24 protein-coding genes are annotated in these 25,982 nt (G+C 71.5%); 15 read left to right on the top strand and 9 right to left on the bottom strand.

The genetic code is table 11. The features are described from left to right. Nucleotides 1-104: 104 nt before the first annotated feature. Nucleotides 105-2,270 carry a TonB-dependent receptor gene (locus B9P64_RS17015; RefSeq protein ID WP_085317200.1) on the top strand — a complete coding sequence of 722 codons (2,166 nt, stop codon included), beginning with the start codon at nt 105-107 and terminating at the stop codon, nt 2,268-2,270. Nucleotides 2,271-2,283: 13 nt separating this feature from the next. Here B9P64_RS17015 and B9P64_RS17010 read toward each other — a convergent pair whose 3' ends face one another. From B9P64_RS17010 to B9P64_RS16980, 7 genes are all read right to left on the bottom strand, one after another. Then, nucleotides 2,284-3,018: a PEP-CTERM sorting domain-containing protein gene (locus tag B9P64_RS17010; RefSeq protein WP_085317199.1), complete on the bottom strand. Its 735-nt coding sequence runs from the start codon at nt 3,016-3,018 to the stop codon at nt 2,284-2,286. A gap of 50 nt (nt 3,019-3,068) precedes the next feature. Further along, nucleotides 3,069-4,064, bottom strand: coding sequence for an LLM class flavin-dependent oxidoreductase (locus B9P64_RS17005; protein ID WP_085317198.1), 996 nt, complete (start codon nt 4,062-4,064; stop codon nt 3,069-3,071). Between the two features lie 89 nt (nt 4,065-4,153). Beyond that, on the bottom strand, nt 4,154-6,670 hold the full coding sequence (locus tag B9P64_RS28130; protein ID WP_085317197.1) for an ankyrin repeat domain-containing protein: 2,517 nt from the start codon (nt 6,668-6,670) through the stop codon (nt 4,154-4,156). Nucleotides 6,671-6,839: 169 nt separating this feature from the next. After that, nucleotides 6,840-8,420 (bottom strand): hypothetical protein, encoded by a 1,581-nt coding sequence (locus tag B9P64_RS16995; protein WP_085317196.1) that lies wholly within the window; start codon nt 8,418-8,420, stop codon nt 6,840-6,842. A gap of 14 nt (nt 8,421-8,434) precedes the next feature. Further along, nucleotides 8,435-9,727: an ATP-grasp domain-containing protein gene (locus tag B9P64_RS16990; protein WP_217808702.1), complete on the bottom strand. Its 1,293-nt coding sequence runs from the start codon at nt 9,725-9,727 to the stop codon at nt 8,435-8,437. Continuing rightward, nucleotides 9,724-11,229 (bottom strand): pyridoxal phosphate-dependent decarboxylase family protein, encoded by a 1,506-nt coding sequence (locus B9P64_RS16985; protein WP_085317195.1) that lies wholly within the window; start codon nt 11,227-11,229, stop codon nt 9,724-9,726. The genes B9P64_RS16990 and B9P64_RS16985 overlap by 4 nt, the downstream gene beginning before the upstream one ends. Nucleotides 11,230-11,356: 127 nt before the next feature. After that, nucleotides 11,357-12,052, bottom strand: coding sequence for a GntR family transcriptional regulator (locus tag B9P64_RS16980; RefSeq protein WP_085317194.1), 696 nt, complete (start codon nt 12,050-12,052; stop codon nt 11,357-11,359). Between the two features lie 207 nt (nt 12,053-12,259). On the opposite strand from B9P64_RS16980, the gene dctP reads away from it, so the two are divergent. The 14 genes from dctP (at nt 12,260) to B9P64_RS16910 (ending at nt 24,194) form a co-directional block, all read left to right on the top strand. After that, nucleotides 12,260-13,282 (top strand): TRAP transporter substrate-binding protein DctP, encoded by a 1,023-nt coding sequence (dctP, locus tag B9P64_RS16975; protein ID WP_085317193.1) that lies wholly within the window; start codon nt 12,260-12,262, stop codon nt 13,280-13,282. Then, entirely contained in the window at nt 13,279-13,836 is a 558-nt protein-coding gene (locus B9P64_RS16970) for a TRAP transporter small permease (RefSeq protein ID WP_085317192.1), read from the top strand. The genes dctP and B9P64_RS16970 overlap by 4 nt, the downstream gene beginning before the upstream one ends. Further along, entirely contained in the window at nt 13,833-15,188 is a 1,356-nt protein-coding gene (locus B9P64_RS16965; RefSeq protein WP_085317191.1) for a TRAP transporter large permease, read from the top strand. Before B9P64_RS16970 ends, B9P64_RS16965 begins: the two co-directional genes overlap by 4 nt. A gap of 2 nt (nt 15,189-15,190) precedes the next feature. Then, complete coding sequence (gene mdcA, locus B9P64_RS16960) at nt 15,191-16,852, top strand: malonate decarboxylase subunit alpha (RefSeq protein ID WP_085317190.1); 1,662 nt, start codon at nt 15,191-15,193, stop codon at nt 16,850-16,852. A 5-nt stretch (nt 16,853-16,857) separates the two neighbouring features. Further along, nucleotides 16,858-17,199: a malonate decarboxylase acyl carrier protein gene (gene mdcC, locus B9P64_RS16955; RefSeq protein WP_407919690.1), complete on the top strand. Its 342-nt coding sequence runs from the start codon at nt 16,858-16,860 to the stop codon at nt 17,197-17,199. Further along, the gene (locus tag B9P64_RS16950; RefSeq protein ID WP_085317189.1) at nt 17,196-18,113 is read left to right on the top strand and encodes a biotin-independent malonate decarboxylase subunit beta; all 918 of its coding nucleotides are present in this window, start codon (nt 17,196-17,198) and stop codon (nt 18,111-18,113) included. Before mdcC ends, B9P64_RS16950 begins: the two co-directional genes overlap by 4 nt. Beyond that, nucleotides 18,110-18,859: a biotin-independent malonate decarboxylase subunit gamma gene (gene mdcE, locus B9P64_RS16945; RefSeq protein ID WP_085317188.1), complete on the top strand. Its 750-nt coding sequence runs from the start codon at nt 18,110-18,112 to the stop codon at nt 18,857-18,859. The genes B9P64_RS16950 and mdcE overlap by 4 nt, the downstream gene beginning before the upstream one ends. Then, nucleotides 18,856-19,530 carry a malonate decarboxylase holo-[acyl-carrier-protein] synthase gene (gene mdcG, locus B9P64_RS16940; RefSeq protein WP_085317187.1) on the top strand — a complete coding sequence of 225 codons (675 nt, stop codon included), beginning with the start codon at nt 18,856-18,858 and terminating at the stop codon, nt 19,528-19,530. The genes mdcE and mdcG overlap by 4 nt, the downstream gene beginning before the upstream one ends. Next, a complete protein-coding gene (gene mdcB / locus B9P64_RS16935; protein ID WP_085317186.1) occupies nt 19,520-20,434 on the top strand; it encodes a triphosphoribosyl-dephospho-CoA synthase MdcB in 915 nt (304 codons plus the stop codon). Before mdcG ends, mdcB begins: the two co-directional genes overlap by 11 nt. Then, a complete protein-coding gene (locus B9P64_RS16930; protein ID WP_085317185.1) occupies nt 20,431-21,375 on the top strand; it encodes an ACP S-malonyltransferase in 945 nt (314 codons plus the stop codon). Before mdcB ends, B9P64_RS16930 begins: the two co-directional genes overlap by 4 nt. A 377-nt stretch (nt 21,376-21,752) precedes the next feature. After that, nucleotides 21,753-22,574 carry a MotA/TolQ/ExbB proton channel family protein gene (locus B9P64_RS16925; RefSeq protein ID WP_235840023.1) on the top strand — a complete coding sequence of 274 codons (822 nt, stop codon included), beginning with the start codon at nt 21,753-21,755 and terminating at the stop codon, nt 22,572-22,574. Nucleotides 22,575-22,602: 28 nt separating this feature from the next. After that, on the top strand, nt 22,603-23,031 hold the full coding sequence (locus B9P64_RS16920; protein WP_085317184.1) for an ExbD/TolR family protein: 429 nt from the start codon (nt 22,603-22,605) through the stop codon (nt 23,029-23,031). A gap of 4 nt (nt 23,032-23,035) precedes the next feature. Beyond that, nucleotides 23,036-23,470, top strand: coding sequence for an ExbD/TolR family protein (locus B9P64_RS16915; RefSeq protein ID WP_085317183.1), 435 nt, complete (start codon nt 23,036-23,038; stop codon nt 23,468-23,470). A 7-nt stretch (nt 23,471-23,477) separates the two neighbouring features. After that, complete coding sequence (locus tag B9P64_RS16910) at nt 23,478-24,194, top strand: hypothetical protein (RefSeq protein ID WP_085317182.1); 717 nt, start codon at nt 23,478-23,480, stop codon at nt 24,192-24,194. A 79-nt stretch (nt 24,195-24,273) separates the two neighbouring features. Here the strand turns inward: B9P64_RS16910 and B9P64_RS16905 are convergent, their stop codons facing one another. Both B9P64_RS16905 and B9P64_RS16900 read right to left on the bottom strand, forming a co-directional pair. Beyond that, a complete protein-coding gene (locus B9P64_RS16905) occupies nt 24,274-25,602 on the bottom strand; it encodes a type II toxin-antitoxin system HipA family toxin (RefSeq protein ID WP_085317181.1) in 1,329 nt (442 codons plus the stop codon). Beyond that, nucleotides 25,602-25,865, bottom strand: coding sequence for a helix-turn-helix domain-containing protein (locus B9P64_RS16900; RefSeq protein WP_085317410.1), 264 nt, complete (start codon nt 25,863-25,865; stop codon nt 25,602-25,604). The genes B9P64_RS16905 and B9P64_RS16900 overlap by 1 nt, the downstream gene beginning before the upstream one ends. Nucleotides 25,866-25,982 lie beyond the last annotated feature (117 nt).

The following is a 25,982-nucleotide window of genomic DNA, read 5'->3' as shown; positions in this document are numbered from 1 at the left end:
CAATCGCCCTGAAAGCTGGCGCGCCGGCAATCGCGCCGGATTCACCCCGCGGACATTGACGGGAAACAGCATCGCGGCCTTTCCAGCCCCGATCGCCTCCGCCCGTGAAAACCTCCGCCCCGCTTCGCCACGCCGTCCGCCTCGGCCTGCTCGCCGCCGCCATCCAGTCGGCCTATGCCGCCGAGCCGGTGCTCGACACCGTCGTCGTCAAGGGCCTGCGCGACGACGTGCCCACGCTCGCCAGCCGCAGCGCGCCGAGCGCCTCGCTCAAGGCGACGCAGCCGCAATCGATCATCAGCCGCGCCTACATCGAGGACAGCGTCGCGCCGACCGGCGACTACACCAACATCATCGGCATCGCGCCGAGCGTGGGCGGCAGCGTGGCCGCCAACGGCCCGGGCCTGGGCGAATCCAAGCTCACGCTGCGCGGCTTCCAGGATGGCGAATACAACGTCACCTTCGACGGCATTCCCTTCGCCGACACCAACAACCCGACTCACCATTCCAACGCCTACTTCCCGGCCACGGTGATCGGCGGCGCCAGCGTGGAACGCGGCCCGGGCACGGCCAGCAACCTGGGCCAGGCCACCTTCGGCGGCTCGGTCAACCTGGTGTCGCGCGAGCTGATGGAGACCACCACCTTCAGCCCCTTCGCCAGCTATGGCTCGTGGAACACGCGGCTGATCGGCGCCGAGGTGAACACCGGCGTGCTGAAGGAATCGCACGACCTCGCCGCGTCGATCCAGGTCTCGCATGTGGAGACCAACGGGCGCCAGACCTGGAGCGGCTTCGGCGGCGACAACGTCACCTTCAAGGCCCAGCTGCCGCTGGTGCCGGGCACCACGCTCACGCTGTTCGCCGCGCGCTCGGACGAGAAGTACAACGCGCCCGACAAGGCCGGCGTGACGCAGGAGCAGGTAGCGCTGTTCGGCAAGAGCTACAGCCTGAATGCCGACCCGAAGAGCCAGAACTACTGGGGCTACAACAACGTCCGCAAGCGCACCGACTTCGACTATCTGGGTCTGGTCAGCGACCTGGGCAACGGCTTCGCGCTCGACAACAAGCTCTACACCTACGCCTACAACAACCAGACGCTGTCGGGCCAGGACGCCTCGGGCGCGACTGCCAACGGCACCAAGGCCGGCGCCACCGGCAACACCGATGTGCCGGGCTACAGCAAGCTCAACGCCTATCGCGTGTTCGGCGACATCCTGGTGCTGGGCAAGACGTTTGCGGCCGGCACCGCGCGCACCGGCCTGTGGTGGGAACACGCCAGCACGCTGCGCAACACGCGCGACCTCGACTGGACGCTGGGCGGCATTCCCAACCCCAAGGAAAGCAGCGCGCCGAAGGACATCGCCTACGACCAGGACTCGGGCTGGAAGCAGGTCCAGCCGTTTGCCGAATTCGAATGGCGCGCGACCGAGGCGCTGACCGTCACGCCCGGCTACAAGTACGTCCACTTCGAGCGCTCGATCGACGCCCGCGTGAACCAGACCACGCGCACGCCGCTGGAGTACTCGCACACCTACACGACCACGCTGCCCTTTCTCACGGCCAACTATCGGCTCGCGCGGGAATGGTCGGTGTACGCGCAGACCGCGCGCGGCATGCTGGTGCCCGACCTGTCGTACTTCTATGTGAACAACCCGTCGCGCAGCAGCATCGATCCGCAGACCTCGCGCAATCTGCAACTGGGCGTGGTGCACAAGTCGGAGCGGTTTGCCTTCGACGCCGACCTGTACCGCATCAGCTTCAGCAACAAGATCGCGTCGACCGGCACCGGCAACGACCTCGTCTACTACAACCAGGGTGGAGTGACCTACAAGGGCGCCGAGGCCCAGCTCACGTACTACGCGGGCAGCGGCTTCTCGCTGCACGGCAATGGCTCGGTGAACCGCGCCGAGGCCAACGACAGCGGCCTGCAAGTGGCCAAGGCGCCGAGCATGACGGCGGCCAGCGGCGTGTTCTACGGCGACGGCGTGTGGAACGGCTCGCTGGTGGGCAAGCGCGTGGGCAGCCAGTTCGCCAAGGACGGCGAGCCGGCGGCATACCGCATCGCGGCCTACAACACGGTCGATCTGGCGGCGGGCCGGGTGCTGGTCGATGTGCCGGGCCTGCGCAATGCCAAGGTGCAGCTGGGCGTCTACAACCTGTTCAACGGCCAGTCGGCGACGGCGATTTCGGCCAGCAGCAAGGGCGCGCGCTTCGACCAGTACAGCTATCAGCCGGGGCGCAATTTCATGCTGAGCCTGAAGGCCGACATCTGAGCGGCGTGGCCGGCTAGCGCGCGCCGGCGACTGCCTGCGCGCGCCGGCGCCAGCCGAGCAGGCCGAGCCCGACGCCGAACGCGAGGCCCGCGGCCGGCTCGGGCACCGGCGCGCTGTTGGTGAGGCTGATCGAATCGATGTGGAAGGCATAGCCGACCCGCCGGCCATCGTCGGTCCGTCCGTACACATCGCCCTGGCGGTCGTAGACCAGTCCGCCGATGTCGATGCCGCGCAGGCTGCGGAAGGTGGTGCCGTCGAGCAGCGGGCCGGCCGGGCCCACCAGGTAGAGCGAGAAGCGGTCCTGCGACAGCGGTTCCGACGTGGCGGCACCGAAGCGCTGGATCAGCAATTCCTCGGCGCCACCACTGCCGTCGGCGAGATCGGCGTAGGCACTTTCGTTGCCGGCCGGATGGCTTGGCAGGCCGACCAGGCTGCCGTCGGGATTGGTCAGGCTCACCTGCAGCCAGTAGCGCGCGCCGGCCGGCCGCGTGCCGAGGTCGGCCAGCTCGTCGCCATAGGCCCAGCTGCGGTTGTCGACCCAGGGCGAATCGAGGTCGATCGAGACGCTGCCGTGCATGCCGAGGCCGATCCAGCTCGACGGCATTTCGTTGGGCAGCGTCGGCGGCAGGCGCGGGTACAAGCCGGTGACGGTGCCGGCGAAGTCGATCTCGATCTGGGCGGCCGGCGCCGGCAGGGCCGCGCCGGCAAGACCGAGCGCCAGCAGCGCGGTGGGGATGAGGCGGTTCATGCGGGTCTCCTTGCGTGAGGGAGCTTGCCGGCCGTCCGGGGGGAGGGCGCTCAGCCGCCGGCCTGCATCGCCTGCATCAGCAGCGAATACGAGCGCAGCCGCGAGGCCTGATCGTGAATGGCCGACGCCACCATCACCTCGTCGGCGCCGGTGCGCTCGATGAAGGCGCGCAGCTCGGCGGCGACCGCTTCGGGCGTGCCGGTGGCGGTGCAGGCGAGGGCGTCGTCGATGACGGCGCGCTGCTGCGGCGCGAGGTTTTCCGCATAGCCGGCGCGCGGCAGCGGCAGCTTGCCCGGCCGGCCGCTGCGCAGATTGACGAAGGCCTGCTGCTGCGAGCTGGCCAGCAGCCGCGCCTCGGCATCGGTATCGGCGGCAAACACGCTGAAGCCGAGCATCACATGCGGTTTGGCCAGCCGCGCCGACGGCTTGAAGCGCTGCCGGTACAGCGCGACCGCCGCCATCATCTGCGCTGGCGCGAAGTGCGAGGCGAACGCATACGGCAGGCCGAGCGTGGCCGCGAGCTGGGCGCCGAACAGGCTCGACCCGAGGATCCACACCGGCACCGCCAGCCCCTCGCCGGGCACGGCGCGCACGCTGCCGCGCTCGGGCGAATGCGGCTCGAACCAGTCGAGCAGCTCCAGCACATCGCGCGGAAAGCCGTCGGCGTCGGCCAGCAGGTCGCGGCGCAGGGCGCGCGCGGTTTCGCGGTCGGAGCCGGGCGCGCGACCGAGGCCGAGATCGATGCGGCCCGGGAACAGCGATTCGAGCGTGCCGAACTGCTCGGCCACGACCAGCGGCGAATGGTTGGGCAGCATGATCCCGCCGGCGCCGACGCGGATGTGCCGGGTGGCCGCCGCGATGTGGCCGATGACCACGGCGGTCGCGGCGCTGGCGATGCCGGGCATGCCGTGATGCTCGGCGACCCAGTAGCGCGCATAGCCGAGCGCTTCGGCGTGCTGCGCCAGTTCGGCCGCGCGTCGGAAGGCGTCGGCGGCGGTCTGGCCGTCGGGGATGGGGCAGAGGTCGAGGATGGAGAGCGGGGTCATGGCAGCGGCTTTGGTCGGCGAGGAGGCCGGGCCAGCCTAGCAGCGCGGGCCGGCGCGCGGGCACGGCCCGTGTATCCGCCGTTGCAGGCTCAGTCGGCGGCCAGCGCCACCCCGCCCAGCAACAGCCCCGCCAGCGCCTCGAACTCGGCGCCATCGCCCACCGCGCGCCGGTTGGCCTGCATGTAGCGCGCATGGCTGGCCGCCAGCTCGGGCTGGAGCAGTTCGCGCAGCAGCACGGCCGGCGTGCGGCCGGTGCTGTCGACCGCGCCTTCCAGCTCGGGCGCGGCCTGGAGCAGGGCGGCGGCGATGGCCGGCGCGCCGACGCGCACGGCGGCATGCAGCGGGCTGGCGTCGTCATGCGCGCTGAGCCGGGCCAGCTCGGGCGCATGGTCGAGCAGCACGCGCACGCAGTCGGCCGAGCGCGCATGGATGGCGGCGAACAGCGCGCTGCGGCCCAGGTGGTCGCGCGCCAGGGCGCCGGCGCCGGCCGCCAGCAGCGCCTGCACGGTGGCCAGATCGCCGTCGTCGGCGGCCAGCATCAGCGGCGTCTGCTGGCGGAAATCGGCCAGATTGACCAGTTTTGGCCAGCGCGCGATCAGCGTGCCGATGCTTGCCGGCCAGTGCGCGAGGAAATCGCGCAGGGCTTTTTCCTGCGCCGGCGCGAGCCGGCCGCTGCGGCTGCCGGCAGCCAGACCCGCCGCCAGCGTCGAGCGCTGCTTGAGCAGATGCAGCAGAAAGCTGTCGCCGTGGACATCGCGCAGGCCGCGGTCGTGCAGCGCGTGCTGCTTGTCGAGCCAGCGTTGCAGCCCGGCCTGATTGCCGCCGAGCACCAGCTCCAGCACCGCCTCGTAATGCTTGCGCCAGGACGGCAGCGCATCGGCGCGGCGGCGCGCCGGGCCGGCATACGGCCAGGCCAGATCGGCATGGAAATAGTCGGCGGCCTCGGCCACGTATTGCTGAAAGCCCGGCAATTCCTCGGGCGCGGTATTGCGGAACAGCCCGAAATGCCGCAACTGCTCGAAACGCCGGACATGCCGGTCGATGGACAGGCCGGCTTCCTGCGGATTGGCGACCAGGGTGGCAAAGGCGTCGTTGGCGATCAGCGGGCGCAATTGGCCAATGCCGTGCTGGCGCGTGGCCTGCAATGCGGCATCGAATTGGCGATTGGCTTCGGCCAGATCGCCGCCGGCAATTGCATGCAGCGCGGCAAAATAATGAATCTGCGGCGCAAATTCGTCGGCGAGCGAATGGGCGCGCGCGCGTTCGAGCAATTGCGCGACCTTGTCGGCGGCATCGTCGGGTCGGGCGCGGCGGTCTTCGCCATCGAGCAATTGTTCGAGTTCGAGCGCAATCGTGTCGAATTGGCGCCGGGGCGTATCGGCCAGTTGTTGCAGCCGGCGCAGCAGCATCTGGCGCAATGAAAGCGCCAGCGGCTTTTCGCGCGCCAGCGAGCGCAGCAGGTCGTAATCGCCGATTTGCGCCACGCGATTCCAGTGCGGCTTGCGCTGGAGGCTGGCGCGCGTGGCGTCGGCGAGCCGGTCGCGCGCGGCCAGGCCGGCCAGCCGGTCGAGCGCGGCGCGGGTGAGCCGGGCCAGTTCATAGGGCGTGTAGGCGAACAGATCGTCGAGCGGCGAGTCGGCCGTGGCCTCGCCGAGCTGGTGTTCGAGCAGGCGCGGCAGCAGGCGTGCCAGCTGCCGCGCCTGCGACGGCAGCACGGCCAAAAAGGCGCCGCTGCGCAGATGCGGCGGAATCAGCGCCTCGAAGGCCTGGTCCTGCGCCTCGACGCTGTCGGCATCGCGCGCGGCGACCAGCGTGAGATTGGCGGCCAGCCGGGCCAGATCGAAGAGTTGCAGCGCCTTGTTGCGGCGACCGTCGGCATCGAGCGGATCGAAGGCCGGGCCGTGCAGCGCCGCGCCAAGGCTCAGGTAGACCGATTGCACCGCGCGCGCGATCAGCAAATGCCGACGCAATTGCGCCGGCGTGGCGCCGAATTGCGGCTTGAATTGCAATTCGAGATCGTCAGTGAATTGCGCGCGAATTGCAGCGGCGTCGGGGATTGCGCCATTGCGCCAGCCGGCGAATGCGTCGGCGCTGCCGAATTGCCGCGCGAGGCCGCCGTCGAGTGCCTGGTCGAGCCAGTCGAGCCGGCTGTCGAGCGGCAGGCTCAGATGCGGCGGATCGGCGCCGAGATCGGCGGTCGGCAGATATTGCAGATAGCCGTCGGGCAGGCTCGGATCGGATTGGGCGCGCAAGGCCCACAGGCCAAGCCAGCGGCCCAATTGCGGCGCGAGCAGATGGCTGGCCAATTGCCACAGGATTTGCGCCGGGCCGGCGCTGCCGGTGGCAACGTAGTTTTCGAGCGCGGCGTATTGCTCGGTCAATTCGGCCAGCTGGGCGACGGCAATGGCGCTGTCGGCGGCCGGCGAATCGAGTTCGAGATCGGCCAGGATCGAATGCAGCAGCCGGTCGAGAATGGCGCGGCTTTTTTCCGGCGCGAGTTCGCGGCGCAGAAAGTCGTCGAGCCGGGTTTCGCTGCGGGCGAAATCGCTGCCGAGCTGGCGGCTGAAGGCGAGCAGCAGGATTTCCGGGGGCGCAATGGCGGGCATCAAGAGTTCCGAAAGGGCTTGATGCGCATTGCCGCGCGGGCGGCTTGCGGCGGTGGCGCGGGCCGGCGCGGCGGCGCGGCTCCGGCGGCAATGCGCACGGGAGGCGGCCGGACGGCGCCGGCGACCGGCCGCTCCGAGCAAGTTCGGTGCCGCGCCCGGGCGGCCGGGCTCAGGCCGGCGCGGTCAGCAGCGCATCGAGCCGGTCGAGCGCGGCCTGCGTCTGCTGCATGACGGCGGCCTGCGCGGCCGGGCTGGCGAGCGCATCGCTGACCAGTCGCGCGCTGGCGCAGATGCGCAGGGCGCTGGCCGGCAGGCCGTCGCGCAGGCCGGCGGCGACCGGCTGGCCCAGCCTCACGCGCAATGCCGGCGCGGCGCCGAAGTCGAGATCGAGCCCGGCGAGCTGGCGGTGCAGCTGCGCCACCTGCGCCGGCGCGAGCGGCCGGCCGGCCGCATCGAGCGGGATGAAGGGGAAGACGGTCTGGCGCGCATCCCAGTCGTGGCCGCGCGCAAGCGCCGGCACGGCCAGCGCGACCCGCTGCGGCCCGGCGGCCAGCCGCGCGGCCACGGCGGCGCCCCAGTCGGCCAGAAAGCCGTCGGCGGCGCCCGGCGCCAGCGCGGCAAACCGGCGCAGCTCGGCCAGCGCGGCCTCCCAGCGCAGCAGCAGGCCGGGATTGGCGCCGGTGTCGAGCGCGGTGGCGCCGGGCCAGTGCAGCGGCCAGTCGGCGCGGCCCGAATAGCCGCGCAATTCATCGAGCGGCGTGCCGCGCGCGCGCCGGGCCAGCTCGGCCGGCAGCAGCAGCGCGCCGCTGAAGGCCGGCCCGCCGACGAACTTGGAGCCGGTGACCGCGACCGCAAAGCCGCGCGCCAGATGGTCGGCCACCGTGCCCGGCGCGAGCCGGAACTGGCAGCCGTCGACCAGCACCGTCAGGCGGGCGCCGTAGCGCGCGGCCAGCCGCGCGGCGCAGTCGGCCGAGGGCGCGACCAGGCCGGTCTTGGACACATCGGTGAGCACCAGCAGGCAGCGCTCGCCCTGGCGCACGACGGCGTCGACGGCGGCCTCGAAATCGGCATCGACGGCGTCGGCCGGGCGCGGCTGGCCGTCGGCCTCGCGCAGCGCGATCTGGCGCGGCGTGGCGACCGCCGCCAGCGCGCCGACCGGCTCGCCGCGCGCCACGCGCGTGCCCCGGCAGCTCAGGCTGCCGAAGTGCCGGCCGTCGAGCGCGAGCGGCACGCCGCTGCCGGTTTCGGCACCGTCGGCCATCACCGCCTGCACCGGCGCGCGCTCGGGGCCGGCGGCCAGGGTGATGGCGATCAGATGCACATCGGTGCCCGAGGCGGCGAGCACCGCTTCGCTGCCGTCGACGCGCTCGGCGCCGGTCAGCGCGAGCAGTTCGCGCCGGATGCGCCCGGCTTCGGCGGCCTGCGATTCGGGCCGGCCGGCGAGGCGGCCGAGCAGCCGCGCGGCGGCGTCGAAGCCGGCCGGCGACAGCGCCGATGCGGTCGACGAGCCCAGCTCGACGATGCCGGCATCGGGCAGGCTGGCGCAGCCGTAGCGGTTGAAGCCGAAGGCGTCGGGCCGGATGCGGTCGTCGCCGCCCTCGGTGAGCAGCTGGGCGGTGGCGGCGCGCATGCCGGGCAGCGCAAAGCGCGGCGGCGCGGGCGTGACCGCATGCAGCGTGCTGCGGGCCGGCGCGGCGGCGCCGGGGATGAAGGCGGACGGACGGGCGGCGGACGTGAGCGCGGGCGGCATGGCGGTGGCCTTCCTCAGGAATGGAATGCGGGTGGCGCGGCGGCCTGGGCAAGCCGGCGCGCCAGCAGGGCACGCACGGCGGCGAACACGCGCTGCATCGGCGCGCGCTTGTAGGGAAAGAGTTCGACCGGATCCATCGAATGCACGACCGCGCCCGGATCGACCTCGAACACCAGCAGCTCGCCGGCGGCGGTCTCGGCGCAATCGACCACCAGCCAGTCGAGCCCGAAGCGCTGGGCGATGGCCTGCAAGGCGCCGGCATGGCGGCGTGCAAAGCCGCTGTCGAAGTCGCGCATGAAGGCTTCTTCCTCGGCGCGCTTGGCGGCGCTGTCGGTCATGCCGGCGTTGAGGTAGTGAATCATCCAGTCGGCCGAGATGGCCATGTGGCCGGCATGCGGCACGCCATCGACCAGGGCCACGCGGAACTTGCGGAACAGGCCGTCGGCATCGCGGTAGTCGATGAAGCGGGCGATGAAGAATTCGCGCTCCGGCTGGCGCGCCAGGTAGGCGCCGAGCGCGCGCGCATCGTCGATCTTTTCGAGGCCGTGGCCGGCATGCGAATCGACCGGCCGCACGATCAGCGGCCAGGGGCCGTCGCGCAGCAGCCGGTCGAGCGGCGCGCGGCCGTTGGCGATGGCTTGCAGCGCGGCGCGCGGCGCGCGCGCGGTGGCCGGCATGCGCAGGCCGGGCACGTCGGCCAGCAGCTCGCAGGCGCGGTCGCGCGCGGTCAGCGCGATGCGGCCCGGCAGGTTGAGTACCGGGCGCGGCCAGCCGGCGATGGCGCGCCCCAGGCGCGCCAGCACGGCGCGGTTCTCGTCCGACTCCGAGATGGCGACAAAGGCCAGATCGTGCGGCGGCAGCTCGGCCGGGATCGGCTCGCCGGGCATCAGGTAGAGCTGGGTCAGCGCCACGTCGCCGTCCTCGAACAGGAAGGGCAGCGGCGCATTGGCCATGAGTTCGCCGGGCGCCATCAGCATCAGCAGTTGCAGCGCGGGCGGGCGCGCGGCCGGCAGCCGGTACACGCGGCGCAGTTGCAGCGCCTGGGCCAGCGTGGCGCGGCCGAGGTCGTCGAGCCCTTGCAGTTGCAGCAGCGTGGACAGGTCCATGAGCGCGTCGGCATCGCTTTCGGCGCTGCTGGCGCGGGCGATCAGCGCCTGCGAGATCGGCACGAGATCGGCCTTGTCGAAGGCCAGCCGCATGAGGCGGGCGAGGCCCATGAGGCCGGGGCCGCTGCCGTCGTCGGCGGCGCGGGCGGGCACGGATTGCGGAGGGGCGAGGGCGGCCGGAACGGCGCTGTTGCTGCTCATGAGGCGGTCTTGTCGGCGCCGAGCCGGAGGGCGGCGCGGGCGAGTACGGCATCGACCAGCGCGGCAAGGTCGCTGGCGTCGGTGCGGTGGTTGACGACGGCGGCGCGGATCGCGAGCCGGCCGTCGATGACGGTGGTGGAGGGCACGGCGATGCCGGCTTCGTGCAGGTCGGCGACCAGGTCGGCGTTGAAGCGGTCGAGCGCGGCGCGGTCGGCGGCGCGGCGGCCAAAGCGCGGATCGCCGGCGCCGCCGCGATGGCGGAAGCAGACGATGTTGAGCGCGACCGGCGCCAGCAGCTCCAGCGCCGGTTCGGCGGCGATGCGCTCGGCCAGCCCGCGCGCGAGTGCGCAGCTGCGGTCGATGGCCGCGCCGATGGCATCGGTGCCGTAGGTGGCGAAGGTGAACCAGGTCTTCAGCGCCCGAAAGCCGCGCGACAGGTCGGGCCCGAGATCGCAGGGCCAGGGCGAGCCGGCCGCCAGCCCGCGCGTGTCGCGCGCCAGATAGGCGGCCGGCGCGGCGAAGGCGGCGAGCTGGTCGTCCTGATCGCGGACCAGGATGAAGCCGGCGTCGTAGGGCACCTGGCCCCATTTGTGGAAGTCGAGCGCGATCGAGTCGGCGCGCTCGATGCCGGCCAGCAGCGGCGCCACGCCGGGCGCCAGCATGCCGAGCGCACCGAAGGCGCCATCGACGTGGAACCACAGTCCGGCGCGTGCGCACAGGTCGGCCAGCTCGGTCAGCGGATCGATGGCGCCCACGTCCACCGTGCCGGCGGTGCCGGCCACAAAGAAGGGTTGCAGGCCGGCGGCGCGGTCCATCGCGATGGTCGCGGCGAGCTGGGCCACGTCGATGCGGTGGTTGGCGTCGACCGGCACGCGGCGCAGCGCATCGCTGCCCAGGCCGGCCATGTCGAAGGCGCGCGCGAGGCAGCCGTGCGCGCTGCTGCCGGCATAGCCGACCAGCCGATGGCCGCTGTCGCGCAGGCCGTGGCGGCGCGCGCCTTCGCCGAGCGCCCGGGTGCGCGCGACCAGCACGCCGATGAAATTGGCCATCGACGAGCCGGTGACGAACAGCCCGCCCGCCGTCGCCGGAAAGCCGAACAGCTCGCGCATCCAGACGACGATCTGCTTTTCCACTTCGAGCGGCATCTGGTCGCGCCCGCCCAGATTGGCGTTGAGGCCGGCGGCCAGCATCTCGGCCAGCATGCCCACGGCGGTGCCGCCGCCCTGCACCCAGCCCATGAAGCGCGGATGCGCATTGCCGACCGAATGCGGCAGCACCTCGGCCATGAAGCGCGCATGCGCCTCGGCCAGCGGCGCCGGCTGGCGCGGCAGCGGCGCGCGCCAGCCGGCGCGCAGCTCGGCCGGGATCGGCTGCCAGACCGGATGCGCGCGCAGCCCTTCGAGATGATCGAAGAGATCGTCGAGCATGCGATGGCCCTGCTCGCGCAAGGCACCCCAGTCGGCGGGGTCGAGCGAGCCGGCGGCGTCGGTGGGGTCCTCCATGGCGTCCTGCGGCGTGCGCGATGCGCGAAGGCGCACCGATCCTTGCCGAGGATAGGGGCTGGTCCCGATGACAAGCGGCCGAACAACGTGGGAAAGCCGCGTTTCTTCGGCCGCTGTGGCGCGCGCCTCAGCGCTGGTTGACGGCCAGCGCCTCGCGCTCGCGGCCCAGCATCGCGACCGACGACACCAGATCGGCAAAGCGCTCGCCCTGCACGATGACGTGGCTGCGCAGCTGCTCGGCCGCGCCTTCGCTGTCGCCGGCGAGGATGGCGTCGACCACCGCGCCGTGCTCGCTGAACGAGGTGCTCATGCGGTTGCGCACCCGCAGTTGCAGCCGGCGATAGGGCCGCAGCCGGCGGTGCAGCGTCAGCGCCTGCTCTTCCAGAAAGCCGTTGTGGCTGGCGGCATAGATGCGGGCGTGGAATTCCTCGTTGAGCTGGTAGTAGCGGTCGGCGTCGCCGGCATCGCGCGCGGCCTGGCAGGCCTCGTGCGCGGCGCGCAGCGCCTGCTGCTCGGCGGTGCCGATGCGGCGCGCGGCGAGCCGGCCGCACATGGCTTCGAGTTCGGCCATCACCTCGAACATCTCGCACAGCCGGTCGGAGCCGATCTCGGCCACCACGGCGCCACGACGCGGCCGGATCTCGACCATGCCGATCGCCGCGAGCTGGATCAGCGCCTCGCGCACCGGCGTGCGCGACACCTCGAAGCGGTCGGCCAGCTCCTGCTCGTCGAGCCGCATGCCGGGCACGTAGGCGCCGGTGACGATCAATTCCTCGATGGCATCGCTCAACTGCTCGGAGCGACGCGGTGGCTGGCTGCTCATGACACCTCCATGCAGAACGCGGGGTTAATTATACGTACCGATTGACTCATGCATTCAAGCGGTAATAACGTGCATACAAGACGAGAGCTTGCGAATACATAAACGCAGCCGGGTTTCAGCCTCCTTGCGATGAACACCCAGTTTGGCGCTGACCGCGCGGCCCTTGCGCCGCCGGCGCCGCCGCCCACCCCGGAGAGGAGACGCTCCATGAATCGCCACCGCCGCAGCCTTGTCCAAGGCCTCGCCGCCGGCGCGCTCGCATTGCCCGTCCTGGGCAATCGCGCGTTCGCCGCCACCAATCTCAAGATCTCGCACCAGTTCCCGGGCGGCACGCTCACCGAGGGCGACTTCCGCGACCGGCTCTGCCGCAAGTTCGCCGCCGAGCTGGAAAAGCGCTCGGGCGGCGCGCTCGGCGCCACGGTCTATCCGGGCTCGTCGCTGATGAAGACCAACGCCCAGTTCAGCGCCATGCGCAAGGGCGCGCTCGACATGTCGCTGGTGCCGCTGTCGTATGCCGGCGGCGAGGTGCCCGAGGTGAACATCGGCCTGATGCCGGGCGTGGTCACCTCCTACGAGCAGGGCATGGGCTGGAAGGGCGCCGAGGTGGGCAAGGCGCTCGCCGACGTGCTGGCCGACAAGGGCGTGCTGCTGGTGAGCTGGATCTGGCAGGCCGGCGGCACCGCCAGCCGGGGCAAGGCCATCGTCGAGCCAGAAGATGCCAAGGGAATGAAGGTTCGCGGCGGCAGCCGCGAGATGGACATGGTGCTCAAGCAGGCCGGCGCCGCCGTGCTGTCGCTGCCGTCGAACGAGATCTATGCCGCGATGCAGACCGGCGCGCTCGACGCGGCCATGACGTCTTCCACCAGCCTGATCTCGTTCCGGCTGGAGGAAGTCGCCAAGCAGCTCACCACCGGGCGCGGCCGCACCTACTGGTTCATGTTCGAGCCGCTGATGATTTCGCGCAGCCTGTTCGAGGCGCTGCCGAAGGACCAGCAGCAGCTGATCATGACCGTCGGCGCCGAGATGGAAAAGTTCGCGCTCGACGCCGCCAAGGCCGACGACGAGCAGGTGGCCAAGGTCTATGAAAAGGCCGGCGGCAAGGCCAGCGACATGAGCGCCGCCACCGTGGCCAAGTGGCAGGCCATCGCGCGCGAGACGGCGTGGAAGGACTACGCCGCCAAGAACGACGGCTGCGCCCGCATCCTCAAGCTGGTGGAGAAGACGCTATGAGCCACGGCTTCGAGCTTGAAGGGCACGCGCCGGCCGCGCCGGTGCTGCCGGTGCGCGGCGCCCTGGGGCTGGCCGGCCGCGCGCTCGGCTTCGTCAACCGCAGCGTGCTGCTGCTGTCGATGCTGGCGCTGCTGGCCGCCTGCGCCATCCTCACCGGCAGCGTGGTGCTGCGCTACTTCCTGCACATCCCGACCGACTGGCAGGACGAGGCGGCGGTGTTCCTGCTGGTGGGCGCCACCTTCCTGTGCGGCGCCCATGTGCAGAGCCAGCGCGGCCACATCGGCATCGAGGCGGTGGCGGGGCTGCTGCCGCCGGCGGTCAACCGGGCGCGCCAGGTGTTCTGCGACATCGTCTCGACGGCCTTCTGCGCCTTCTTTACGTGGAAGTCGTGGACGCTGTTCCACGAGGCTTGGGTGGACGGCCAGACCACCTCGTCGTCGTGGGCGCCGCCGCTCGCGATCCCTTATGGCCTGATGTCGGCCGGCATGACGCTGCTCACGCTGCAACTGCTGCTGCAACTGGTCATGCACTTCCACCGGGAGCCGCGAGCATGAGCGCCGCCGCCATCGGGGCCATGTACGGCGTCGGCACGCTGCTGCTGATGTTCTCGGGCATGCCCATCGCCTTTGCGCTCGGCGCCATCGCCGTGCTGTTCATGTACTTCTTCATGCCGGCGGCGTCGCTCGACACGGTGACGCAGAACGTCTACGAGGAAATGGCCAGCATCACGCTGCTGGCGATCCCGCTGTTCATCCTGAAGGGCGCGGCCATCGGCAAGAGCCGCGCCGGCGCCGACCTGTACTCGGCCATCCACGCCTGGCTGCACAAGGTGCCGGGCGGGCTCGGCATCGCCAACGTGTTTGCCTGCGCGCTGTTCGCGGCGATGGCCGGTTCCAGCCCGGCTACCTGCTCGGCCATCGGCAGCGCGGGCATTCCGGAGATGCGGGCGCGCGGCTATTCGCCGGGCTTTGCGGCCGGGATCATCGCGGCCGGTGGCACGCTCGGAATTTTGCTGCCGCCGTCGATCGTGATGATCCTGTTCGCGGTCGCGGCCGAGCAGTCGCTGGGCCGGCTGTTCCTCGCCGGCATCGGGCCGGGCGTGCTGCTGGTGCTGCTGTTCTCGGGCTATGCGGCGTGGAAGTTCAGGCGCGAATACGCGGTGGCGCTCAAGGTCTATGAGGGCGGCGGCGCCAAGTCGGCCTATCTGCATGAAGAGCATTTCACGCTGGCCGACAAGACCCGCATGCTGCCGCGCGTGCTGCCCTTCATCGTGCTGCTGATCGGCGTGATGGTGGCGCTCTACGGCGGCTTCGCCACGCCGTCGGAAACCGCCGGGCTGGGCGGGCTGCTGGCGCTGGGCCTCATCGCCGTCATCTACGGCGTGTGGCGGCCGAGCCAGGTCAAGCCCATCCTCGCCAGCACGCTCAAGGAGTCGACGATGCTGATGTTCATCATCGGCATGTCGCTGCTGTACTCCTACGTGATGAGCTATCTGCACATCAGCCAGAGCGCGGCCGAATGGATCGTGGAACTGCACTTGTCGCGCTGGGTGCTGCTGGCGACCATCCTCGGCTTCGTGGTGGTGCTGGGCTTCTTCCTGCCGCCGGTGTCGATCATTTTGATGACCGCGCCCATCGTGCTGCCGCCGCTCAAGGCCGCCGGCTTCGATCTCATCTGGTTCGGCGTGCTCATGACCATCGTGATGGAGATGGGCCTGATCCATCCGCCGGTCGGGCTCAACATCTTCGTCATCAAGAACGTGGCGCCCGACATTCCGCTCAAGGACGTGATCTGGGGCGTGATGCCCTTCCTCGGGCTGATGTTCGTGGCGGTGCTGCTGCTCTGCCTCTTCCCCGGGATTGCGACGGCGCTGCCGGATGCGGTCATGGGCGCGACGGGACGCTGAGCATGAACACCGTCACCGACAGCACGGCCGGCCGCTGGGACCGGCTCGGCCGCAAGCGTGCCGCCGCGCTCGAACGCGCGGCCGCCGTGAGTCCCACGCGCAACGTGCCGCCCGATCGCATCGTGGCGCTGCTCGAAGCCGTCATCGACGCCGGCGACCGGCTCTGCATCGAGGGCAACAACCAGAAGCAGGCCGACTTTCTGGCCCGCGCGCTGGTACAGACCGATCCGCAGCGGGTGCGCGGGCTGCATCTGGTGCAGTCGGTGCTGGCGCTGCCCGAGCATGTGGACATCATCGAGCGCGGCCAGGTCGACCGCATCGACTTCAGCTTCAGCGGGCCGCAGGCCGGCCGGCTGGCGCGGCTGGTGGAGAGCGGCCAGATCGCCATCGGCGCGATCCACACCTACCTCGAACTGTTCGCGCGCTACTTCGTCGACCTGACGCCGAACGTGGCGCTGATCGCGGCGCAGGCGGCCGACCGCGAGGGCAACCTCTACACCGGCGCCAACACCGAGGACACGCCGGTGATCGTCGAGGCCACGGCCTTCAAGGGCGGCATCGTGATCGCCCAGGTCAACGAGATCGTCGACACGCTGCCGCGCGTGGACATCCCGGCCGGCTGGGTCAACTTTCATGTGCAGGCGCCGACGCCGCATTACGTCGAGCCGCTGTTCACGCGCGATCCGGCCATCGTCACCGAGACCCAGGTGCTGACCGCGATGATGGCGATCCACCTGTATGCCGAGTACGGCATCCGCCGGCTCAACCACGGCATCGGCTTCGACACGGCGGCCATCGAGCTGCTGCTGCCCACCTACGGCGAGGAGCTGGGGCTGCGCGGAAAGATCTGCACCCACTGGGCGCTCAATCCGCATCCCACGCTCATTCCGGCCATCGAGGCGGGCTGGGTCGAGTCGGTGCATTGCTTCGGCTCGGAAGTGGGGATGGAGAACTACGTCGCGGCGCGGCCCGACATCTTCTTCGTCGGCGCCGACGGCAGCCTGCGCAGCAACCGCGCGATGAGTCAGGCGGCCGGCCATTACGCCTGCGACTGCTTCATCGGCTCGACCTTGCAGATCGACTTGCAGGGCAACAGCTCCACCGCCACCAAGGGCCGCATCGCCGGCTTTGGCGGCGCGCCCAACATGGGCGCCGACGCGCGCGGCCGGCGCCATGCCAGCCCCACCTGGCTCAAGGCCGGCGCCGAGGGCCGCGCGCCGGGCGCGATGCCGCGCGGCCAGAAGCTGGTGATCCAGACCGTGGAAACCTTCCGCGAGCAGATGGCGCCGACCTTCGTCGAGACGCTCGACGCCTGGGCGCTGGCCGAAGCCTCGGGCATGGACCTGCCGCCGGTGATGATCTACGGCGACGACCTGACCCATGTGATCACCGAGGACGGCATCGCCAACCTGCTGCTGTGCCGCACGCCCGAGGAGCGCGAGCAGGCGATCCGTGGCGTGGCCGGCTACACGCCGGTGGGTCTGGCGCGCGACCGGCAGGCGGTCGAAAACCTGCGCGACCGGGGCGTGATCCGCCGGCCCGAGGACCTGGGCATCGACATCCGCCGCGCCAACCGCGACCTGCTCGCGGCCCGCAGCATCAAGGACCTGGTCCATGCCTCGGGCGGGCTGTACGACCCGCCCAAGAAGTTCCGCAACTGGTGAGCGCGATGGAAAACATGACGATGGAATTTGCCGCGCGCGACTGGCGTGCCGGTGCGCCGCCCGACGCACCCGACGCGGCCCGCGCCGGCGCCGTGCTGTGCGGCGTGGTGGCCTCGGGCAACCTCGAAGTGCTGGTCGAGCCGGGCAGCGCGCCCGCGCTGTGCAGCATTGCCGTGGCGACCTCGGCCGAGGGCTTCGGCGACATCTGGCGCGCGGTGCTGGCCGACTTTGCGGCGCGCCATGCGGTGGGCGGATTGCGCCTGTCGATCAACGATGCCGGCGCGACGCCGGCGGTGGTGAGCCTGCGGCTCGGCCAGGCCTTCGAGGCTTTCAGGAGCGCGCCATGACGCCGCGACGCACGAGCTATTACGAGGCCACGGCACGCGCGCGCATCGCGGCGCTGGTCGATGACGCCAGCTTTGCCGAGTTCTGCGGGCCGGCCGAGCGCCGCACCAGCCCGCATCTGGCGGCGCTCGGCGCGCCCGTGTCCTTCGACGATGGCATTGCGGTCGGCGCGGCGCGGCTCGGTGGCCGGCCGGTGCTGATCGCGGCGCAGGAAGGCCGCTTCAACGGCGGCGCGGTCGGCGAGGTGCACGGCGCCAAGCTGCGCGGCCTGCTCGACCGCGCGCGCGCCGAACGGCCGGCGGCGGTGCTGCTGCTGGTCGATTCGGGCGGCGTGCGGCTGCACGAGGCCAATGCCGGGCTGATCGCCATCTCCGAGGTGATGCGGGCGCTGCTGGCGGCGCGCGCGGCCGGCGTGCCGGTGATCGCGCTGGTCGGCGGCAGCTGCGGTGCCTTCGGCGGCATGGGCATCGTCACGCGGCTGTGCAGCGCGGTGCTGATGTCGGAGGAAGGCCGGCTGAGCCTGTCCGGCCCCGAGGTGATCGAGACGGTGAAGGGCGTGGAGGAGTTCGACTCGCGCGACCGCGCCCTGGTGTGGCGCGTGACCGGCGGCAAGCTGCGCCGCGCGCTCGGCGAGGCCGACCGGCTGGTGGAAGACGACGTGGCGGCCTTCCGCGCGGCGGCGCTCGACTGGCTGGCGGCATGGCCCGGCGCGCCGGCGCCCGATGCCGAGCTGGCCGCGCTGCGCGGCGCGCACGCGGCGCTGGCCGAGCGCGCCACGCACTTTGCCGACACCCGCGACGGCGCCGAGGTGTGGCGCGCGCGCGGCTTTGCCGAACCCGCGCGGGTGCCGATGCTGGCGGCGGCCGAATTCGAACGCGCGCTGGCCGAGGCCGGCGCCCACGGGAGCGCGACATGAGCGACGACCTCAATCAGTCGGCCGATGCGCCGGCGCTGTTCGACGCGCTGTTCGGCGCCGGGCGCCATCGCATCGCGGTCGAAGGCAGCTTTGTGTGCGGCAGCGCCGAGACCGATGCCGGCCCGGTGCATGTGATCGGCACCTGGGACCGCGCGGCGGTGGATGTGACGCTGGCGCTGCGCGTGGCCGGCGCGGTGCTCGACGCGATGGCCGCCGATGCCGAGGCGGCGCGGCCCATCGTCTTCATCGCCAGCACCTCGGGTCAGGCGCTGTCGCGGCATGACGAGCTGCTGGGCGTGAACGGCTATTTCGCGCACATCGCGCGCTGCGTCGATCTGGCGCGGCGGCGCGGCCACCGCACGCTGGCGCTGATCCATGGCGAGGCGGTCAGCGGCGGCTTTCTGGCCTTCGGGCTGCTGGCCGACCGCGCGATCGCGCTGCCCGGCGCCCAGGTGCGGGTGATGGATCTGCGCGCGATGGCGCGCGTGACCAAGCTGCCGCTCGAAGACCTGCAAGCCCTTGCACTCAGCTCGCCGGTGTTCGCGCCGGGCGCCGACAACTACTGGCGCATGGGCGCGGTGCACGACATCTGGCCCGAGGCCGGCTGGCCGGCGCTGCTGGCCGAGGCGCTCGCGGCCGACGACGGGCATGCGGCGGACGAACGCGCCGCGCTCGGCGCCGAACGCGGCGGACGCAAGCTCGCCGCCGCCGTGGCCGCGCAGGTGCTGCGCGAGGCGCGCGCATGAAGCGCTGGCGCCGGCACGATCTGGTGTGGCTGCGCACCGACGGCCCGGCCGCCGCCGTCGCCGCGCCCGCCGACCGGGATGCGCTGCAAGCCTGGATCGCCGAGGGCCGGCCGGTGGTCGTGAGCCGCCAGATGCCGGGCGCCCACCCGGCCGCCGGTGTCGCGGCCGGCTTCACGCTGCCGGGCACCGGCGCGCGGCGCCGCGTGGCGCTGGCCTTCCCGCCCGAGTCGGTGCAGTGGCACGCCGAGCCGCCGCGCCCGCGCGAGCTGGTCGACGCCGCGCCGGCCGGCTGGCGCGCCGCGCTCAAGCGGCTCGATGCCGAGGCCGAGGCGCTGGGCCTGCGCGTCGGCGTCTGCGGCTCGCTGGTCAACCAGCACTTCACCGGCGAGCCCTGCCTGCGGCCCGACAGCGACATCGACCTGGTGGTCGATTGCGCCGATGCGGCTGCGCTGCGCCGCGCGCTCGACTGGCTGCCGGTTGCCGCGCGCATGCTGCCGCTCGATGGCGAACTGCGGCTCGGCGACTGGGCCGTGGCCTGGCGCGAGGCTGCTGCGGCGCTGGCACGCGGCGGCGCGGCGAGCTGCCTCGCCAAGTCGGACACGGCGGTCGCGCTGATCGCGTTCGACGACTGGCTCGCGGGCGCCGTCGACGGAGCACGCCATGCCGCTTGAGCCGACACCGCCACTGGCCCTCGCGCGCGTCGCGCCCACGGCGCCGATCCGGCCCGCTCGCCACGCCGGGGTGCGCGCCGCCACGCTCGCGCGCCGCATCGACGCGCTCTGCCTGCACGCGCTGCGCGACGAGGCGCTGGCCTGGCCCAAGCCCGGGCTGGTCACGCCGCGCGACGCCGGCAGCCACCGCGACATGGACATCCGCACCTTCCTCGCCAGCGTGACCGCGCTCGACGGCGCCTTCGCCGCGATGGCCGAGGCCGGCGCCGCCGACGCGCCGCTCGCCGACCTGCAGCAGATCGGCATCGACGCCGAGCTGCGCATGCGCGCCGCGACCGCCGGCGTCAACACGCATCGCGGCGCCATCTTCAACCTGGGCCTGCTGGCGGCGGCGGCCGGGCTGCGCGCGGCGCAACCCGCGCGCTGGGGCGGGCAGGGCTGCGGACGGATCGTGGCGCGGCGCTGGGGCGCGGCCATCGTCGCGGCGCGCGCGCAGGCGCCGGGCACGCATGGCAACGCGGTGTTCCGCGCGCATGCGGCCGGCGGCGCGCGCGCCGAGGCGGCGGCCGGCTTTCCGACCGTGCACGGCGTCGGCCTGCCGGCGCTGCGGCGTCTGCGCGGCGCCGGCGTGGACGGCGAGCGCGCCGTCGTCGGCTGCCTGATGGCGCTGATGGCGCGGCTCGACGACACCAATCTGCTCTGGCGCGGCGGCGCCGACGGGCTGGCCCATGCACGCGCCGCCGCGCTCGCCTTCGAGGCCGACGGCGGCGTGCTGGCCGAAGGCTGGACCGCGCGCCTGTGCGCGCTGCATGAAGACTTCGTCGCGCGCCGGCTCAGCCCGGGCGGCAGCGCCGATCTGGTCGCCGCGACGCTGGTGGTCGAGGCGCTCGACGGCCAGCCATGAGCCGGCTCGCCATCCTCTGCCCCGGCCAGGCCGGCCAGCAGCCCGGCATGCTCGACGCGCTGATGACCGCGCCCGACCTCGCGGCGCTGCGCGATGCCGCCAGCGCCGCGCTCGGCGAGGACGTGGCGCGCTGGTGGGCCGGGCTCGACGCGGCGGCGCTCTACCGCAACGGGCCGGCGCAGTTCGCCATCGCCTTCTTCCAGCTTGCCGCGTGGGCGCGGCTCGGCCCGCTGCTGCCGGCACCGGCGCTGGTGGCCGGCTATTCGCTCGGCGAGCTGGTCGCCTACCACGTCGCCGGCGCGCTCGATGCCGCCGAGACGCTGCATCTGGTGCGGCTGCGCGCGCGCTTCATGGACGAAGCCGCCGCCGCGCTCGAACCGGCCTCCGACGCGCCGCGCCTGCTGCTGTGGCGCGGTCCGCGCGCCCGCGCTGGCGAGGCCCGGCTGCATGCCGCGCTCGCCGAGGCCGGCGCCGCCGTTTCCATCCACCGCCCGGGCGGCGAACTGGTCATCGGCGGGCCGCCGGCGGCGCTGGCCGCGCTGCTCGCCGCGCCGGGTCTGCCGCCGGGCCATCTGCATCCGGTGCGCGTCGGCGTGCCGTCGCACACGCGCTGGCTGGCGCCGGCCGCCGCCGCCTTCCGCGCCGCGCTCGAATCCAGCGCGCTGGCCGCGCCGCGCTGCCCGGTGCTGGCCGGCATCGACGGCCGGCGCGTGCAGACCCGCGCCGCCGCCATCGACACGCTCGCGGCCCAGATCGCCGCGCCGCTGCGCTGGGACATCTGCAACGACGCCCTGGCCGAAGCCGGCATCGACCGCGCGCTGGAGCTGGGGCCGGGCAGCGATCTGTCGCGGCTGGCCGGCGGCGTCATCGGCGGCGACGCGGCCCGCTCGGCCGGCGACTTCCGCGCGCCGGCCGCCGTCGCCGCCTGGGTCGCCGGCTGAGCTGCCGCCGGCGAGCTCTCTGCTGCATATCGATCAGGGGTGAAGCCGTGCTGCTGCATGTTGGGCAGGCTGCTGCGGCCTGACACGCAGCCCGCGCCCGATCCCGAATATTCATCTGCGAATCGCGTTCTTTACCGGTCCGGGTGCGCTCGCGACACTGGCCACTCGTTCCCTCGCAGTACACATCCGCCGGGATGATTCGATGCCAGTCCGAAAACCGGGCCCGCCGCCGCCAATTTAGCTGTACGGCAAATGCATCTTCAATCGCCGGGGGCCGACTGTCGGGGGCAGCAGTCTCCGAGGGCCATCGCGCCGCGCCGACCATGCCGGCCCGCCGTGGCGACCTCGTCCGTTCACACGACAACAAGCAGATGAAGATGAAGCCCTCGACCCTCTCCACCTTCCGGCGCATCGGTGGTGCTGCCGCCCTCCTCGCCTTCGCCTCGCTGGCCCAGGCCCAGACCGCCGCTCCGGTGCAGGTAGACAACCCCTACGGCATCGGCGCGCTCTGGACCCAGAGCGACTTCGTCGCCAAGGCGGTGCTCAGCATCCTGGCCGTCATGAGCGCCGGCAGCTGGTACGTCATCATCACCAAGCTGCTTGAGCAGACCCGCATCGGGCGGCATGGCAAGGCCGCCGCGCGCGACTTCTGGAATGCCGGCACGGTGCAGGCCGGCGCCGGCAAGCTGGCCGAATCGAGCCCGTTCCGCTTCATCGCCGAAGCCGGCCTCGAAGCCACCCAGCGCCACAGCGGCCTGCATGCGCATGTCGACTTCAACGACTGGGTCGACCTCTCGATCCACCGCGCCACCGAGCGCGTGCAGCGCCGCCTGGGCGCCGGCCTGAGCTTCCTCGCCACGGTCGGTTCCACCTCGCCGTTCGTGGGTCTGTTCGGCACGGTCTGGGGCATCTATCACGCGCTCACCGCCATCGGCGTGGCCGGTCAGGCCAGCATCGACAAGGTCGCCGGTCCGGTGGGCGAGGCGCTCATCATGACCGCCATCGGTCTGGCGGTCGCGGTGCCGGCGGTGCTCGGCTACAACTGGCTGCTGCGTCGCAACGTGGCCGCGCTCGACGATGTGCGCGACTTCTCGGGCGAACTGCATTCGGTGCTGCTGAGCGGCGCCGTGGCCCAGCAATCCAATCCGTCTTCCTCGTCTGCCGCCGTGCCGCACAACGGCCAGCTCCAGCCCGCCTGAGCCCCGCGCGGCGCCGAAGGAGCCAGTCATGGCAATGAACATTCCCGCCGCCGGTGGCGGCGAGGACGAGGTGGTATCGGCCATCAACACCACGCCGCTCGTGGACGTGATGCTGGTGCTGCTCATCATCTTCCTCATCACGATTCCGGTGGCCAACTACTCGGTGCCGGTCGAGCTGCCGAAGAAGCGCAACGAGATCCGCGAAAGCAAGCCGCAGGACATCGTGCTGTCGGTCGACACTCAGGGCGGCATCTTCTGGTTCGACGGCAAGGTGGAAAGCACCGATGCGCTGGTCGAGAAGCTCAAGAAGGTGGCGGTGCAGGATCCGCAGCCCGAAGTGCATGTGCGTGGCGACTCGAAGAGCGATTACGCCGCCGTGGGCCGCATCCTCTATGCCTGCCAGCGCGCCGGCATCCTGAAGGTGGGCTTCATCACCGAACCGCCGCCGAAGGGATGACGCCATGAGCAGACTGCGCAAGAAGCGCCGCGAGATCGTCGACGACCTTCCCGTGGCCGACATCAACACCACGCCGCTCATCGACGTGATGCTGGTGCTGCTGGTGATGCTCATCATCACCATCCCGATCCAGCTGCATTCGGTGAATCTGAATCTGCCGGTCGGCAATCCGCCGCCGAGCGACTTCAAGCCCGAGGTGGTGCGCATCGACATCGATCCGGCCAGCACCGTGTTCTGGAACGGTCTGCCGGTGGCCGATCAGGGCGACCTCAAGGCCAAGCTGGCCGCCGCCGCAGGTCAGGCGGAGCAGCCCGAGATTCATGTGCGCCCCGACAAGGGATCGAAGTACGACGTGTTTGCCGACGTGATGATCGCGGTCAATCAGGCGGGGCTGCAAAAGCTCGGCGTGATCGGCAGCGAGCAGTTCATCGATCAGTGAGGACTCCATGAGTGCGAATGCCTTGCCCAATGTCATCCCGCAGAGCGCCCGTGCAGCCGCCACGCTGCCGCGCTCGGCGGCCTACGGAAAGACGCCCGCCGGCAACCGCAGCGTGGGGCTGGCGGTGGTCATCGCCGTTCACCTGCTGCTCGGCTGGGCCCTGGCCTCGGGGCTGGCGCGCCAGGCGATCGAGATCGTGAAGAAGCCGATCACGATGACGATCATCCCGGACCAGCCGCCGCCCCCGCCGCCGCCCAAGGTCGAGAAGATCAAGGAGACGCCCAAGGTCAAGACGCCGCCGCCGCCGGCCTATGTGCCGCCGCCCGATGTGGCGCCGGTGGTGCAGCAGGCGCCGGTGATCGCCGCGGTGCAGGCCCAGCCGCCCAAGGAGCCGGCCGTCATCGCGCCGCCGGCACCGCCCGCGCCGCCCGAGCCCAAGGTCGAAGCCAAGCCCGAGCCGGTCAAGCAGGAGATCAGCCTTGCCTGCCCGGGTTACCAGGGCGTGCTGGCCAGCTCGCTCGAAGACGCGTTCGACCGCGTGGGCGTGGTCGGCACGGTGCGCACCCGCATCACGGTGCGCGGCAGTCAGGTGGTCGAGGCGACGCCGGTTTCGGGTCCCAAGGAGTATTACAAGTACGTGCAGGCCGCCATCAAGCGCATGAAGTGCTCGGCGGGCGGTGCGGATGAAGTGCAGGTGACACTCGACGTGGCGTTCGCGCGCTGAAGTCGGGGGTTGGCAGGCCGGTCGGTCGCGTCGCGGGCAGGCGACGCGACCGATTTGTTTTTTGTGCGGGCGAATCGGTTTACAACCGCGCCAGCGATTGCCGCACGCCGGCGTCGATGCTGCTGAACACCGCCGGCGGAAAGCCGTCGGGCAGACGCTGGCCCACGGCGTCGAGTGCGGCCGGCAGGCGGATGGCCAGCGCGTCGATGGCGGCTTCCATCGCGGCCTGACCCAGGCCACAGCGCGCGGCGGTGTCCACGAAATGCCGGCGCTGGATTTCGGCGAGCTTGTCGTGGGCGTTCTTGCCGCGCAGCGCCATTGCCAGCTTGAGCTTGCGGTAGTCGAGCAGGTTCGGTCCCTTGCCGATCACCGGCCAGGCCGAGAGCACGTCGTAGAGCGGCGTGAGGCGGTAGCGCCCGCCGGCATGCAAGGCGATGCTGAAATTCTTGGCATGGCCATCGGTTGCGGCCAGCAGCCAGAACAGCAATTGCGCGCGCAGCAGGCTGTCGAGATCGCCGGCGCGCTGCTCGGAGAACGCCAGCACGCCGGCAATCGCGTCGATGCCCGGGCCGCCGTCGCTTTCGTACTTGCGCATGCCGGGCACGCCCAGGGCCTGACAGAAATCTTCCTGCGGCAGGCGCAGCCAATGGTCGCCGCTGGCCGCCAGCTTGCGGTCGAAGCGTTCCACGATCAGCACCTTGCGATCTTCGAACTGGCCGATGCGGGTGCGCGCGATGTCGAGCCCGCATTCGCGCAGCAGTTCCGAGCACAGCCATTCGTTTTCGACCGAGCTGTTCATGTCGGCGCGACGGTTGCCGACCAACCCGAGCGGCAACTTGAAGATGTGGGTCGTGGGCGTGGCGCCGCGCGGCCGACACCAGCGGCCGTCGTGCCGCGTGAAGGCGGTCTTCTCCTGCGCGCCGGCAATGGAAATGCGGAAATCGTCGGCGTCGCCGGCCATGCTCCAGGCGCTGCCGGGCGTGATGGCGGCGCCGATCAGCCGTGCCACGCCGGCATCGTCGAGCGGTTCGGCATCGATGCAGCGCAGGTCGGCCGGTTCGGCGTCGGGCGCCAGCAATTGCAGCGCGCCGACGCAATCGCGGCCGACGGCTTCGAGCAGGTCGAAGGCGGCTTGCGTCGTGGTGCCGAAGCGGCCTTGCAAGCGTTTGCGGATGACGTCGCTGTCGGGCAGCAGATTGTCGAACCACGCCTCGACCGCTGCGCCCCGCAGCGGCACGCCGTCGAAGTTGAGCGGCAGCGACAGCGAGAGCGGTCGGGCTTCCGGCGAGCGCAGCCAGTCGTCGTCGTAGCGCAGTTCCATCGGGCCGCGCGCTGGCAGCCGCCATTCGCCCACGCGCGTGCCGTTCATCCACAGCGCCAGGGCGCGTTCGCGCGAGCGGCGTGCCATCACCACTCCGGCGGGGTCTGGCGCAGCCGCGCGGGTGGATCGTCGCTGCCCTTGTCCTGCAACACGAATTCGAGCCCGAGCGCATTGGCGAGCATGAGCAGCCGGTCGAGCGTGATGCGCTCGGGGCTGGCTTCGAGTTCGGACAGCCGGTTCTGGCTGATGCCGAGCTGGGCCGCGAGACCCGCCTGCGGCAGCCGCAGCGACTTGCGGCGGGCGGCCAGCAGCTGGCCGGCCTGGCTGGGGTTGATGAGGCGCTGGCGCATGACGAAATCCATCGGAAAACTCGATAAATGCAGTTTATCGCCAAACCCGATAACCATCATTCATCGGCAAAGCCGATAAAAAAGGGGGCGAGCCGCATGCGGCATCGCCCCCCTTCT

The sequence above is a fragment of the Derxia lacustris genome (genome assembly GCF_002105195.1).
GTDB lineage: Bacteria > Pseudomonadota > Gammaproteobacteria > Burkholderiales > Burkholderiaceae_E > Derxia > Derxia lacustris.
Note: the sequence above shows the minus strand (reverse complement) of the source record. Positions and strands in the feature narration are given on the sequence as shown.

Coding starts and splice junctions, on each gene's coding strand:
- mdcA (WP_085317190.1), top strand. CDS start 15,191: ATGAACACCGTCACCGACAGCACGGCCGGCCGCTGGGACCGGCTCGGC.
- B9P64_RS16930 (WP_085317185.1), top strand. CDS start 20,431: ATGAGCCGGCTCGCCATCCTCTGCCCCGGCCAGGCCGGCCAGCAGCCC.
- B9P64_RS16905 (WP_085317181.1), bottom strand. CDS start 25,602: ATGGCACGCCGCTCGCGCGAACGCGCCCTGGCGCTGTGGATGAACGGC.
- B9P64_RS16920 (WP_085317184.1), top strand. CDS start 22,603: ATGGCAATGAACATTCCCGCCGCCGGTGGCGGCGAGGACGAGGTGGTA.
- B9P64_RS16970 (WP_085317192.1), top strand. CDS start 13,279: ATGAGCCACGGCTTCGAGCTTGAAGGGCACGCGCCGGCCGCGCCGGTG.
- B9P64_RS16915 (WP_085317183.1), top strand. CDS start 23,036: ATGAGCAGACTGCGCAAGAAGCGCCGCGAGATCGTCGACGACCTTCCC.
- mdcE (WP_085317188.1), top strand. CDS start 18,110: ATGAGCGACGACCTCAATCAGTCGGCCGATGCGCCGGCGCTGTTCGAC.
- mdcG (WP_085317187.1), top strand. CDS start 18,856: ATGAAGCGCTGGCGCCGGCACGATCTGGTGTGGCTGCGCACCGACGGC.
- mdcB (WP_085317186.1), top strand. CDS start 19,520: ATGCCGCTTGAGCCGACACCGCCACTGGCCCTCGCGCGCGTCGCGCCC.
- B9P64_RS16965 (WP_085317191.1), top strand. CDS start 13,833: ATGAGCGCCGCCGCCATCGGGGCCATGTACGGCGTCGGCACGCTGCTG.
- dctP (WP_085317193.1), top strand. CDS start 12,260: ATGAATCGCCACCGCCGCAGCCTTGTCCAAGGCCTCGCCGCCGGCGCG.
- B9P64_RS17005 (WP_085317198.1), bottom strand. CDS start 4,064: ATGACCCCGCTCTCCATCCTCGACCTCTGCCCCATCCCCGACGGCCAG.
- B9P64_RS16910 (WP_085317182.1), top strand. CDS start 23,478: ATGAGTGCGAATGCCTTGCCCAATGTCATCCCGCAGAGCGCCCGTGCA.
- B9P64_RS16990 (WP_217808702.1), bottom strand. CDS start 9,727: ATGAGCAGCAACAGCGCCGTTCCGGCCGCCCTCGCCCCTCCGCAATCC.
- B9P64_RS16985 (WP_085317195.1), bottom strand. CDS start 11,229: ATGGAGGACCCCACCGACGCCGCCGGCTCGCTCGACCCCGCCGACTGG.
- B9P64_RS16980 (WP_085317194.1), bottom strand. CDS start 12,052: ATGAGCAGCCAGCCACCGCGTCGCTCCGAGCAGTTGAGCGATGCCATC.
- B9P64_RS16900 (WP_085317410.1), bottom strand. CDS start 25,865: ATGCGCCAGCGCCTCATCAACCCCAGCCAGGCCGGCCAGCTGCTGGCC.
- B9P64_RS28130 (WP_085317197.1), bottom strand. CDS start 6,670: ATGCCCGCCATTGCGCCCCCGGAAATCCTGCTGCTCGCCTTCAGCCGC.
- mdcC (WP_407919690.1), top strand. CDS start 16,858: ATGGAAAACATGACGATGGAATTTGCCGCGCGCGACTGGCGTGCCGGT.
- B9P64_RS16995 (WP_085317196.1), bottom strand. CDS start 8,420: ATGCCGCCCGCGCTCACGTCCGCCGCCCGTCCGTCCGCCTTCATCCCC.
- B9P64_RS16950 (WP_085317189.1), top strand. CDS start 17,196: ATGACGCCGCGACGCACGAGCTATTACGAGGCCACGGCACGCGCGCGC.
- B9P64_RS16925 (WP_235840023.1), top strand. CDS start 21,753: ATGAAGCCCTCGACCCTCTCCACCTTCCGGCGCATCGGTGGTGCTGCC.
- B9P64_RS17010 (WP_085317199.1), bottom strand. CDS start 3,018: ATGAACCGCCTCATCCCCACCGCGCTGCTGGCGCTCGGTCTTGCCGGC.